7 protein-coding genes and 1 pseudogene are annotated in these 10,743 nt (G+C 61.1%); 3 read left to right on the top strand and 5 right to left on the bottom strand.

What is annotated here, in order from left to right:
- Window position 1 precedes the first annotated feature (1 nt).
- The 5 genes and pseudogenes from PR017_RS01085 to PR017_RS01065 form a co-directional block, all read right to left on the bottom strand.
- On the bottom strand, window positions 2-2,269 hold the full coding sequence (locus PR017_RS01085) for a chemotaxis protein CheA (protein ID WP_111216776.1): 2,268 nt from the start codon (window positions 2,267-2,269) through the stop codon (window positions 2-4).
- A gap of 15 nt (window positions 2,270-2,284) precedes the next feature.
- Window positions 2,285-2,650, bottom strand: a complete 366-nt coding sequence (cheY1, locus tag PR017_RS01080) for a chemotaxis response regulator CheY1 (protein ID WP_111216774.1) — start codon at window positions 2,648-2,650, stop codon at window positions 2,285-2,287.
- Window positions 2,647-2,943: an STAS domain-containing protein gene (locus PR017_RS01075; RefSeq protein WP_111216772.1), complete on the bottom strand. Its 297-nt coding sequence runs from the start codon at window positions 2,941-2,943 to the stop codon at window positions 2,647-2,649. Before PR017_RS01075 ends, cheY1 begins: the two co-directional genes overlap by 4 nt.
- Before the next feature lie 60 nt (window positions 2,944-3,003).
- Window positions 3,004-4,632: a globin-coupled sensor protein gene (locus PR017_RS01070; protein WP_425070010.1), complete on the bottom strand. Its 1,629-nt coding sequence runs from the start codon at window positions 4,630-4,632 to the stop codon at window positions 3,004-3,006.
- A gap of 746 nt (window positions 4,633-5,378) precedes the next feature.
- A pseudogene (locus PR017_RS01065) lies at window positions 5,379-5,674 on the bottom strand (helix-turn-helix transcriptional regulator).
- 35 nt (window positions 5,675-5,709) lie between these two features.
- On the opposite strand from PR017_RS01065, the gene ybaL reads away from it, so the two are divergent.
- The 3 genes from ybaL (at window position 5,710) to secD (ending at window position 10,630) form a co-directional block, all read left to right on the top strand.
- The gene (ybaL, locus tag PR017_RS01060; protein WP_111216766.1) at window positions 5,710-7,545 is read left to right on the top strand and encodes a YbaL family putative K(+) efflux transporter; all 1,836 of its coding nucleotides are present in this window, start codon (window positions 5,710-5,712) and stop codon (window positions 7,543-7,545) included.
- 12 nt (window positions 7,546-7,557) lie between these two features.
- Window positions 7,558-7,977: a hypothetical protein gene (locus PR017_RS01055; RefSeq protein ID WP_111216764.1), complete on the top strand. Its 420-nt coding sequence runs from the start codon at window positions 7,558-7,560 to the stop codon at window positions 7,975-7,977.
- 91 nt (window positions 7,978-8,068) lie between these two features.
- Complete coding sequence (gene secD / locus PR017_RS01050) at window positions 8,069-10,630, top strand: protein translocase subunit SecD (RefSeq protein WP_111216762.1); 2,562 nt, start codon at window positions 8,069-8,071, stop codon at window positions 10,628-10,630.
- The last annotated feature ends 113 nt before the right edge of the window (window positions 10,631-10,743 follow it).

Raw genomic sequence — 10,743 nt, 5'->3', positions numbered from 1 at the left:
CTTACCCCGCCGCCGCGTAGGACATCTCGGCCTTCAGTGCCTGGCCGCGAGAAGCCGCGACGACGGCATCGACATCCAGGATCAAGGCAACGCGACCGTCGCCGAGGATTGTCGCTGCCGCGATGCCCGGGACATGGGTGTAGTTGGCCTCGAGGCTCTTGATGACGACCTGGCGCTGGCCCTGGATGGCATCGACCATCAGTGCGCGCTGGCCTCCGCCTTCCGATTCTACCAGCAGTGCAACGCCTTCGACCGGGTTGGCCTGGGTGGCCCGGAAGTTCAGGATGCGGCCGACGTCGATCAGCGGGCAGAAGGAATTGCGGATCGAGATCAGGCGATGGTTGGCGCCGAAGGAGTGGATGGCGGCAGCTTCCGGCTGCAGGGTTTCGACGATGGCGGTCAAAGGCACGACGAGGGTCTGGCCGGCGACAGTCACCACCATGCCATCAAGGACTGCGAGGGTCAGCGGCAGGCTCATCGTGAAGACGGAGCCGTGGCCCGGCTTGGACGTGATGTTGATACGGCCGCCCAAGGCCTGGATGGAGCGCTTGACCACATCCATGCCGACGCCGCGACCGGAGATGTCGGAGATCTTGTCGGCAGTCGAGAAACCTGGAAGGAAGATCAGGTTGTCGATTTCCTCGTCCGTCAGATTGGCGTCGGACGGGATAAGTTCGTTCTCGATAGCCTTCTGGCGGACTCGTTCGCGATTGATGCCGGCGCCGTCGTCGGCCAGTTCGATCAGGATGCGGCCGGAGCGGTGCTTGGCCGTCAGGCGAACGGTGCCCTCGGGGTTCTTGCCGAGCGCGATGCGCTTTTCCGGGCTCTCGACGCCGTGGTCGACGGCGTTGCGGATCATGTGGGTCAGCGGCTCGGCGAGCTTGTCGATAACCGTCTTGTCGACTTCGGTGTTCTCACCCTCGGTGACGAGCCGGATCTGCTTGCCGGTCATGTCGGCAATTTCGCGGACGATACGCGACATGCGCTGGAACACCGGCTTGACCGGCTGGGCGCGGATCGCCATGACCGAGTCCTGGATCTCGCGGGTGAGCTGCTGCAGCTCCTCAAGGCCCATATTGATCGACGAAGTGCCGTTGCTGTCGTTCTCGACGACGCTCTGCGACAACATTGCCTGGTTGATGACCAGTTCGCCGACGAGATTGATAAGCCTGTCGACACGGTCGAGGTCGACGCGGATGGTCTGGCCGGCGGCGACGGTGCTGTTGGCACCAGCTGCATTCGCGGCGGCTGCCGGCGGCTCCCTCTTTTCAGCGCGAGCAGCGGCCGAAGCGATCGGCGTGACATTGCTTGCGGTCTCCACAGCCATGACAGCGGCGGCGGCCGGCGCGGACGCCACTTCATCGTCTGCAGGTGCAACGTCGTCATCGAGCGACGAGAGATCGAACGGCACCGGTATCATCGGAAGCTCTTCGGCCGAGACGGCTGCGTCGAGATCTTCAGCGACTTTGATCTCCAGATCGCAGTCCCATTCGGCAAATTCGAATACGGTACGGACCGCGTCTTCGCCCCTGTCGGTCTTGATCGAGATCGTCCAGCCAAAATAAGCGCCTTCCGCATCGAGATCCTGCAAGGCGGGCAGCGTCTGCATATCGCAGCGTATGCTCATCTCGCCGAGCCGCGACAGGTCGCGCAGCAGCAGCGTCGCGTCGTTGCCCTTGGCATAAAGCTCGTTGCGCGGCTTGAAGGTGATATCGTATTGCGGCAGTTCGGCCACCACGTCCTCCGCACCGTCGAACTCGTCGAAGGTAAAGGGGACGGGCTGGAAGCCGCTGTCGTCGCCCGATGCGGGCGCCGCAACGGGAGCGGCAACCGCGACAGATTTGGGCGCGGGTGCCTCTTGGTGGTGCGACGAGGCGGAGGGCATGACGCCCTGAGCCAGTGCCTCGAGCTCCTTGACGAGGCCACGGCTTCTGCTCTGGTCGACGGTACCGCCGTCGCGGGCGACGTTGGTAAGGTCGGCGAGCACATCGGCCGCCTTCAGCATGACCTTCAGGACGTCCTGGTTCGGCTCAAGCTTGTTGGAGCGGACGCAATCGAGCGTCGTCTCGAAAACGTGGGCGAAGGCAACAAGGTCTTCGAGACCGAAAGCCCCTGCCCCACCCTTGATGGAATGAACGGCACGAAAGACGGCATTGACGGTTTCCGGATCGCGGTCGCCATCATTCAACTTCAGAAGACCCGATTCCAGTTCGGCGAGCTGTTCTTCGCACTCTTGGAAAAAAATCTCTTTGATTTCGTTCATATCCATCGGAAGAAATCCTAATTAAGCGGTTACACGCTCGATAGCATCGATCAGTTTGACCGGATCGAAGGGCTTGACGATCCAGCCTGTGGCGCCGGCCTGGCGTGCGCGATTTTTCTTTTCCGCGTCACTTTCCGTCGTCAGCACCAGGATCGGTATGGCGCGGAACTTTTCGTTGCGGCGGACACCTTCGATGAAGCCGAAACCGTCGAGACGAGGCATGTTGATGTCGGTGACGATGACGTCAGGATTGGCGCCTTCCAGAACTTCCAGGCCTTCGATGCCGTCCTCTGCCTGGATCGTTTCGAAACCGGCATTGTTGAGCGTGACGAGCAGCATGTTTCGAATTGTCCGTGAATCATCCACGGTGAGCACTTTTTTCTTCATTGCCGGATCTCCTTTGCGAGCAGGTGATCTATGTTGACCCCGATCAGCTGCATGGTTTTCTGAAATGCATCCGACACCTTCGAAAAGGTGAAGGAAAGCTTGTCCTCTTCCCAGGTCTTGGCAGCAGCCATGATCACCTGGACGCAGAGGGCGCCGACCCGTTCGACGCCGGAGGCGTCGACCACAACATTGTTTCCGCGTAGCCCCATCAGCTTGCTGCGGAGCGTCGAGGCCTCGTTGAGGTCCAGCACTGCCACCAGGCTGATCTTTTTATCTGCCTTCTTCGCTGCCATTACTGCCTTCCTTGTCGGTTGAATTCTGTCTTCGACGCATGCGGCCGAGAGGTGCGATCGTCAGTAAACACTTCGGTCACCCCCGAGGCCTGCGACCCGCAAGGGGAAATCGTAGTGATCCCCGGCAGACCCTTCGCCGAGCGATGCGACAGGCTTGATGTCCGGGCGTACCGGCGCAACCCTGTCGCTGGAAAACTGTTTCTGGCGCGCCACGCGGAATTCGCGGATGGTCTGGCCGAGTTCGACCACCACCGTGTGGAGGTGATCGGCCTCATCGCCCGAACTGCGGGCAAGGCTGCTCGATGCGGCGACCTTCGTGCCCAGCATGTCGACTTCTGCGGTGACCGCGCGAAGGTCGGCTGCCTGTGCATCGGTCGCATCTGCGATGCCCGAGATGGCGTCATTGATGCCCGTGACCTGGAGGACGATGCCGCCAATGGCATCCTGTGTGCGGCCAACCATCTGTACGCCGGCAACGACCTGCGCCTTGGTGCCGGTCACCAGTGTCTTGATCTCGCGGGCGGCCTCGGCGGAGCGCTGGGCCAAAGCCCGCACTTCCTGGGCGACGACAGCAAATCCGCGGCCTGAATCCCCGGCCCGGGCCGCCTCGATGCCGGCATTGAGGGCGAGCAGGTTGGTCTGGAAAGCAATCTCGTCGATGCTGCCGATGATCTGGCCGATCTTTTCGGCGGAGGTCTCGATGTCAGCCATGGCGGCAATCGCCTCGCCGACGATCTGGCCACTGTCTTCGGCGGCCTTACGCGTCTTGACCGCTTCCCGCTCGGCGGAGCGCGTCGTCGCAGCATTGTCGCGCACCTGATCTGCCAGCCCGGCCAGAAGCCGTGCGTTGGCGATCAACTGCCCGGCGTGATCGGCGGCCGATGTATCCAGGCTGCGGCTGTCGATGGCGATGCCGTCTGCAGCGGTCTCTATCGTCTGTACACGGGCAGCGAGCGACCCGAATTCACCCTGCATGGCTTCGAGCGTCGTGTTGAGCATTCCGACCAGCTCGGCATAGGCTTCGGGGACGTCGGTGGGTGCGCGCACTGTCAGGTCACGCTCACCGAGACCACGAATAACATCGGCGAAGATGGCGCGGGCCTCGGCCTGGTCGGTGACGCGCTGCTCTGCCAAGGTGCGCTGGTGCTGGATGCGCATTTCATTGAAGCGCAACGACACGGCGATTTCGACGTCGACCATGACAAGCCGGACGAGGCTCGCCACAAGTTCTGCAGATTCCCGGGCACGGCGCTTCGCGGCCGGCAACATCGAACCACCGGCGAGATCGCCGATGACGCCCGCCAGCAGATGCTCCAATATGACACCATGGCCGGCAACGTGCCAACGCGGGTCGAGGCCCATCTTGCTTTCGGAATCAGCGAGGACTTTGACCCGCTCGGCATACAGGCTGTCGAAGCGCGCATCCGTCAGCACATCCCAGTGAGACGATTGCAGATCGTGCAGCCGCTCGAGCTGGGCTTCGCTGGTGAAATTGCGTGCCGCATCGGGCATCGACTGGAAGCGATGGAAGAGATCGCGCAGGCCCGCTTTCAGATGCGACTGGAGCATCGGGCGGTGGCGGCGGAGCGCTTCGCACTGGTCGGCATCGAGGCCGGCAAAGCGCAAACGATCGCGAAGGCTGCCTGCCTGCGTCCTTTGTCCCTGCTCTGGTATCGAGTCCTGTGTCAAAACCATTCCCGCCGCAATGCCGGGACGAATGTCCCAGCTGAATTATGCAATCGTTCAATATCAACGGTCTGCGACGAGGCACGGGCATTGGGGATCTTACGACCCGACGGCAATGCGCGACGCGTTCATCTAGGTTGAAACTGTCTAGGAGAGATCCGGGCCAATATCCGGTACGAGGGGGCGGCGTCATGCCTGGTGGGGAGGAGCAACATCTTCCCATTCCGACGTGTAACGCAATGTTTATGGTTAATTCCTTGCTTGAAGGTTAACACGCCGTCGAAGATGAGCGCATTCGAATAAATCTTTTATGCGGCAAAGTATTATTGGTGCTAGAGTAGAGCCACAAGTCACACGCAAGGTTGGTGGCCTAACTGTAAAGTCAGAGTCACGTCCACGCCCCTTTGAGGTAAGAGCAATGATTGTTCTTGGTCTGAGCGCTACGCTCATTGCCAGCATAACGCTGTTTGCATTCACCATTTTGAGCCGCATCGACGACTCGCGGCAAAAGGTTGCCCTCAGGGTCCTCTAAGCCCGTTTCGGAAGCAGCCAACTCCAAAATCTCGTTATCTGTCTTCTATTCAATGCGTTGACGAAGCCAGCACATTTCCTTGCGGCAGCGAGCCCACCTATTCAAACATCTTGAATCGAGCTTGCAGGCCTTGAAAAGGATTGCAGGCTGAAAGTATCGTCAGCTTTCCACGCAGTCGAATTCGCTTGAAGGGCGTACCCCCATCCTGATGGATACTTCACTTCCGCAAACCGACGGTCCATCCAAGCGGATCGACGTTGGTAAAGACAACGCCGCCGTCTTCGAAAGCCAGTTTGAGCTGTGCCTCGGTGGCGCGATGGATGTCGTGCCGGGCGCCTTCATAGTCGCGTATGGTGCTGCGCGAAACGCCGGCTTTTTCCGCAAGGTCACTCTGCGTCCAATCCAGAAAGCCGCGCGCCGCACGACAATGTGCGGGCGTCAGAATAGCTGGCTTACTGCCTTGATTCACGATTAAAAATACCCATATTGGTCACTCTAGACCATATATGTCATATTATTTACAGGATTTCCAGCCGGGGGATACCACCATGCCGCACGATACACCTTTGATCTCGACGATCGTCATGGGTCTCGTGCTGGCTTTCATCTTCGGCGCAATCGCCAACAAGCTCCGTATGCCGCCGCTGGTCGGTTATCTCGTCGCTGGTGTTCTTGCAGGCCCCTATACGCCAGGCTTCGTCGCCGACCAGGGACTGGCACCCGAGCTTGCGGAAATCGGCGTCATTCTCCTGATGTTCGGCGTCGGCCTGCATTTCTCGCTGAAAGACCTGCTGTCGGTGCGCTTCATTGCGGTTCCCGGAGCTCTCGTGCAGATCGCCTTTGCCACGCTGCTCGGCTGGGGGCTCGGTGAATTGATGGGCTGGTCGCTCGGTGGCAGTCTCGTCTTCGGCCTGGCGCTTTCGGTGGCCTCCACGGTCGTGCTGCTGAAGGCGCTGCAGGAGCGTCGACTGGTGGAGACAGAGCGGGGCAAGATCGCCGTCGGCTGGCTGATCGTCGAGGATCTGGCGATGGTCCTGGCTCTGGTGCTGATCCCTGCGGCTGCCAGCATTTCCGGTGACGGCCACGGCCCGGTCGAGCCTCTCTCGGCAGCGGTCAACAGGATGTTCGGCCTCGACCTCGGTATCGGCGGCATCATCGGCATGACGCTTTTGAAGGTGGCGCTGTTCGTGGCGCTGATGCTGGTGTTCGGGCGCCGCGTCATTCCATGGATCCTGCATCGCACCGCCCATACAGGCTCACGCGAACTGTTCAGGCTTGGCGTGCTGGCGATTGCGCTCGGCGTAGCCTTCGGCGCGGCCAAGCTGTTCGGCGTTTCGCTGGCACTTGGCGCCTTCTTTGCCGGCATGGTGCTTGCCGAAAGCGAACTCAGCCATCGCGCCGCGCAGGAAAGCCTGCCGTTGCGCGATGCCTTCGCGGTGCTGTTCTTCGTCTCGGTCGGGATGCTGTTCGATCCTAGCATCCTGCTGGAGCATCCGCTGCTGGTGCTGGCAACGGTGTTCATCATCGTGGTCGGCAAGTCTGCCGCCGCCTTCCTGATCGTGCTGGCATTCCGCAAGCCGCTCGGCACGGCGCTGACGATTTCCGCCAGCCTTGCGCAAATCGGCGAATTCTCTTTCATCCTCGCCGCGATGGGCGTTGAACTCGGCATGCTGCCGGAACAGGGCCGCGACCTGATCCTGGCTGGTGCCATTATCTCGATCATCCTCAATCCCCTGGTCTTTTACGGGTGTGGACGCCTGAAAGGCTATCTCGGCAACAAGACCCGGCTGCAGGAAGAGGCAAGCGCGCAGGTGGAGGCGGCGACTGCTGCAGCGGCACAGCCGGAGAAAGAATCCGAAGTTCCGGTCATCGGAGAAGAACGTGATCCGGGACCATCGACGCTCACAGGTCACGTCGTCGTCGTGGGCTACGGCCGGGTTGGCAGCATCGTTGGCCAGAACCTTTTGTCTTCCGGCATCCCGTTCCTTGTCATCGAGGATACGGACAAGCGCGTCATCGACCTGCGCGAACGGCGCATCGAGGCAATTTCCGGTAATGCGGCTTCGGGCGAAGTGCTGGCATTTGCCAATCTTGCGGCGGCCCGCAGCCTCGTCATCGCCATCCCGAATGCCTTCGAGGCCTGCAGCGTCGCGGAACAGGCGCGCAGCCTCAATCCATCCATTTTGATCGTCGCGCGGGCCCATTCGGACGCCGAGGTGGACGAACTGACGCGCTATGGCGCCGATACCGTCATCATGGGCGAGCGGGAAATTGCGCTTGGGATGGTTGACCGGCTGCGTCAAGTGCATCATGACAGGCCTCACTATGAAGATGTGCCGTCGGCTGATAAGACAGCGGACACGCTTGTAACTGCACGTGAATAGGTCGTTTAGCCCTTGAGCCTGTCCGACGACGGCATTGCCGACAGCGAAGAGACCAGACAGCAGCGCGGTGCCATGCCCCGCGTAGTGGCGTCGCTGATCGTCGCTTTCTTTGCCTATCTGGGCCTTGCCTTCGGTGGCGGCTTTGCAACGTTCGCCAGTACCGAGGCTAATAATTTCTCTGCGGCCAAGGGCAGCCAGCAGCCTCACTACATCACCCAGCGCGACAATGCCCGAGGCGTTGTTGCTGCCGAGCGCAACGCCGAGCCAAAGTCCAGCTGGCATGATGGCAACGCTGCGCTGCTTGCCTTTGCCACGCCGATCCACATTTTCGACGACGACGCCGGGTGCCTTCCAGCGCTGGCTTCATCTCTTTCCGGGCCCTACAATGCCCCCGCCTACCTGGCCCGTGGCCCGCCGGCCGTTTCAGCCTGACAGAACGCGCGCTTCGGCGCATTTCCCTTTACATCAGACACACGCGCCAGCGCTTTTCCCGCTGGCAAACGCGTATTCAAGGATAGACATCATGCGAACCTCTCCATGGCTCGTGTTCACCTACTCGGTGATCATCGTGCTTGGCATGCTCATCGCCCTGCCGAACGTGCTGCCGCAATCGGCTCTCAACCGCATTCCCGCCTGGCTGCCCCATAGCCAGGTCGCACTCGGCCTCGATCTTCGCGGCGGCTCCCACCTCGTTCTCGAAGTCGACGAAGGCGATCTGGTGCACGAACGTCTGCAGACGCTTGTCCAGGATGCGCGCCGCGTGCTGAGGGCGAAGAACATCCAGACCAAGTCGGTCGTCCAGAATGCGACACAGGTCGTCATTGCGCTCACCGATCCGTCGCAGAGCGACGCGGCCGTGACCGAGCTGAAGACGCTGGCGAACACCATCACCACAGGCATCAGCGCCGGTCAGTCCGACCTCAATGTCAACGCAAACAACGGCATCATCACGCTCGCCTACTCGCAGGTCGGCATCAACGCCAATGTCGACGCTGCCGTCCAGCAGAGCCTTGAGATCATTCGCCAGCGCGTCGACCAGGTCGGCGTGTCCGAGCCGACCATCCAGCGCATCGGCAACAACCGCGTTCTCGTGCAGCTGCCGGGCACCCAGGATCCTTCGCGCCTGCGCGAATTGCTGGGTTCGACGGCAAAAATGTCGTTCCACATGCTGTCTGACAGCGGCGACATCACCAACCCCGGCCCCGGCGTCACCGTCATGAAGGACGACAAGGGCAACAGCTATGCTATCCAGGATCGCGTCGAGCTCTCCGGCGACCGCCTCGCCGATGCTCGCGTCTCGTTCGACCAGAATACCCATGAACCGCTGGTGACGTTCCGCTTCGACAGCGCCGGTGCCAACCGTTTTGCGGAAATCACCCGTGCCAATGTCGGCAAGCCGTTTGCCATCATTCTCGACAACAAGGTGCTGAGCGCGCCGGTCATCCGCGAACCGATCACTGGCGGCTCCGGCCAGATTTCCGGTAGCTTCACCGCCGAAAGTGCAACCACGCTGTCGGCACTGCTGCGCGCTGGCGCCCTGCCCGCCAAGCTCACGGTCATCGAGGAGCGCACGGTCGGCGCCGACCTCGGGGCGGACGCCATCAAGATGGGCATCTATTCCGGCCTCGTCGGCTTTGCCCTCGTCGCCCTGTTCATCTTCGTGCTTTACGGCACCTGGGGTATCCTTGCCAACGTCGCCCTGCTGATCCACACGATCCTGACCTTCTCGGCCCTGACGCTTGTCGGCGCCACCCTCACGCTGCCGGGCATCGCCGGTATCGTTCTCGGTATCGGCCTTGCGGTCGACGCCAACGTGCTGATCAACGAGCGCATCCGTGAAGAAACCCGCAAGGGTCGTGGCGCCTTTGCCGCCATCGACAACGGTTTCCGTCGCGCCTACTCGACCATCATCGACGGGAACATGACGGCGCTGATTGCCGCCGCCATCCTGTTCTACTTCGGCTCTGGCCCGGTTCGCGGCTTCGCCGTCACCATGGGTCTCGGCCTTATCATCTCGATGTTCACCTCGGTTGCCTTCGTGCGCGTCGTGATGATCGCCATCGCCCGCCGCCGCAAGCTGAAGGTCATCAACATCCAGTCGATGTTCCGGTTCTCACCCTATGACCGGCACATCCAGTTCATGAAGGCTCGCTTCTTCGGCGTCGCAGTGTCGGCAATCCTGTCGCTCGCCTCGATCGGGCTGTTCATCTATCCGGGCCTCAACTACGGCGTCGACTTCCGTGGCGGCATCCAGATGTCGGTGAAGACGCAAGGGACCGCCGATCTTTCGACCTTCCGCGAAGGCCTGAACACACTCGGCCTGGGTGAAATCACCCTGCAGTCGTTCGGCGACAAGAACACCATCCTGGTCCGCGCCCAGCGCCAGGATGGCGGCGAGGAAGCCCAGACGGCAGCAGTTACCAAGCTGAAGGCCGAAGTCACCAAGATCGACCCGACAGCAACGGTCGAAGGCACCGATGTCATCGGCCCGAAGGTTTCGGGCGAACTGGCCTGGGCCGGCATCCTGTCGGTGGTCATCGCCAGCTTCGCGATGCTGTTCTACATCTGGTTCCGCTTCGAATGGCCGTTTGCCGTCGGCGCCATCGTGACCCTGGTGCTTGACGTCACCAAGCTGGTGGGCTTTTTCGCCATCACCGGCCTCGACTTCAACCTCACGGCCATTGCTGCAGTGCTGACGATGGTCGGCTACTCGGTCAACGACAAGGTCGTGGTCTACGACCGCATGCGTGAAAACATGCGTCTCTACAAGTCGATGCCATTGCGCGAGATCATCGACAAGTCGATCAACGAAACGCTCGCCAGAAGCCTTTACACCAACGCTACCGCATTTCTGGCGCTGGTCCCGATGGCCATCTGGGGCGGCAGCGCCGTGTCGAGCTTCGCCATTCCGATGGTGTTCGGCATCCTCGTTGCCGGTGCATCGTCGATCTTCATCGCAGCGCCGATCCTGCTGTTCCTCGGCGACTGGCGCACCCGCCACCGCGCAGTTACCGTCGCAAACGACGCCAAGGCAGCAGAAGCCGAAGCGGCCAAGCCGAAAAAGCAGCTTCCGGCAGCGGAATAAACAAAAAGGGCGCCCCGGCAGGAGGCGCCCTTAAGTGAAATGTGGAATATTTTCTTTCGCAAATGTCTGTCGCGAAACTCCCGCTTTTGCGAGTGGCTTTTGCGACAGAAATT

The organism is Rhizobium tumorigenes, from assembly GCF_003240565.2.
Lineage (GTDB): Bacteria > Pseudomonadota > Alphaproteobacteria > Rhizobiales > Rhizobiaceae > Rhizobium > Rhizobium tumorigenes.
This window is presented reverse-complemented; position numbering and strand designations above follow the sequence as displayed.